Source organism: Photorhabdus sp. RM71S (assembly GCF_042879355.1).
GTDB lineage: Bacteria > Pseudomonadota > Gammaproteobacteria > Enterobacterales > Enterobacteriaceae > Photorhabdus > Photorhabdus kayaii.
In genome coordinates, this window is record NZ_JBHFKV010000127.1 from 1 (window position 1) to 1,328 (window position 1,328).

Annotated in this window: 2 protein-coding genes; both read left to right on the forward strand. The window is 40.4% G+C overall.

Features of this window, described 5'->3' with window-relative positions:
* A partial coding sequence (locus ACGF5R_RS23995) for a recombination protein NinG (protein WP_387693128.1) occupies positions 1–404 on the forward strand: 404 nt, incomplete at its 5' end.
* Between the two features lie 182 nt (positions 405–586).
* Positions 587–1,078: an antiterminator Q family protein gene (locus tag ACGF5R_RS24000; RefSeq protein WP_387693130.1), complete on the forward strand. Its 492-nt coding sequence runs from the start codon at positions 587–589 to the stop codon at positions 1,076–1,078.
* The last annotated feature ends 250 nt before the right edge of the window (positions 1,079–1,328 follow it).

Consider the following 1,328-nt stretch of genomic DNA (forward strand, 5'->3'; position numbering starts at 1 on the left):
AAGCCCGTAAATTAGCAGTCAAGCACATATCATATTTCAAGAATCAAGCGCAACAGGCATTTAATGCATTTATCAGAGAAAGAGATAAAGACCTTCCGTGTATTAGCTGTGGGAGATTTCATAAGGGACAATATCATGCGGGACATTATCGAACAACTAAGGCTCATCCAGAGCTGAGATTTGATGAAGATAATGCTCACAAACAATGCTCTGCATGTAATAACTATTTATCAGGAAATATAATTAATTATAAACCCAGATTGATTGAAAAAATCGGGCAAGAAAGGTTTGATGCTCTAATGATGCCAAGGCCGCTAATGAAATGGCGGCGTGAAGATTACGAACGTATTTGTGATGAATATCGGGCAAAGCTCAGGAGATTAAGCAATGACAATCTTCACTGACATATCAGCAGCAATTGAAGAAGCCCGGTTCAGGCACGGAGTAACAAGGAAAAACTTTGCAGTTCTGCAATGCAAATATGGTTCACTGAAAGTTATTCAGGATCGGATAGTCAGGGGCAAAAAACACTCAGTCATGTTTTCAACTAAATATGACAAATATCATTCAGTTCTCCGGGGGTAAGATGAGCAGTATTAGAGAAAGACAGCTCACTAAAGAGCAACACGACTGGATTGATAGCTGGTTAAATCTCTGGGGAGCATGGGTTTATAGTGGTCGTATAGATAAGTGCCAGATAAACATGATTTATAAGTTCATTGTGAGCGTAAAACCAAGTAATAACAAAACCCGGCCGATGTGCAATGATGACGATGGAATGTTGATTTCTCAGGTCGTCGATTCCGTCATGTTCATCGATAAGAAAGCCTACGGCATTTTACTGAGTTATTACGTTCATGGTGCCTCAAAATTATCAATCGCATCTTACTATCACAAGATCGCAAATCCCCGCAAAATGATGACCCGTTCGGGGGGTAGGCTTAAGAAACCATCTCGCGGAACGTGTCGTCGTGAAGTGGATGAGATTCTAAATGCAAGCACCTATCTTTTGTATCAACCTCTGAAAAATGTGTTTAATTCACGTAAACGTGTAGAGAAAATTAAAAAGATTGCATAGAACGTGTTGACATTAATGAGCAAATGAGCAATACTTTTTGGTAAGATTGCCTTAAGTGTCTCTTAGGTGTCTTAACCGAATCTCAGTCCTCGCCATCTTGCGGGGTTTTTTATGTCTGCAATTCTTAAGGGCTGCGCAATGCGTGGCCTTTTTCTTTATTACCGTCGAGAGGTCGGGTATGAACTTTGACAAACTATCTCCAGAATCCCAAGAACAGGCACGATTGGCACTTATTACTATTCTGTCGCAA